Genomic DNA, 476 nt, shown 5'->3' with positions numbered 1-476 from the left:
TTTATCCTGGCCCGTTGAGTATCCAGCAGATGAGCCAGCGAGTGATCTGCAAGGGGCGGGATTACTTCTGGATCCGCGATGGGGTGCGCAATGTGGAGCAGGGGTTTATTGAAAGTACGGTGACCATCAGCGGGGTAGGGGTGCGGCGCCGGGTTCTTTGCTTTACCCAGGATGGCGAGCTGGTTGGCGAGACCTACAGCCGCGCGTCGGATGGGGTCTATCGGTTCGATCTGCTGTGGCTGAATCGCCGTTATATGGTGGTTGCCCAGGATGACCCGGCATATGGCCCCGCCGACTACAACGCCGTAGCCGCCGACTATCAGGCGCCAAAACCCTACCCGCCTGGTGGTGGCGTGGCGCCCGAGCCGTTCCCCCTGATTGCCCTGCTCAAGAGGAAATAACCATGATCTCCTATGCCGAAGGGCTGCGCACCAGTCGCGCCCAGCTATTGGCCACGGCCATTGATACGGGCAGCG

The 476-nt window shown here is 61.1% G+C and carries 1 pseudogene; it reads left to right on the top strand.

The features are described 5' to 3' along the window. Positions 1–401, top strand: a pseudogene (locus ACW5W8_RS23850) (hypothetical protein); the annotation flags it as partial. Positions 402–476 lie beyond the last annotated feature (75 nt).

It is taken from the genome of Aeromonas aquatilis (assembly GCF_054052405.1).
Note: the sequence above shows the minus strand (reverse complement) of the source record. Positions and strands in the feature narration are given on the sequence as shown.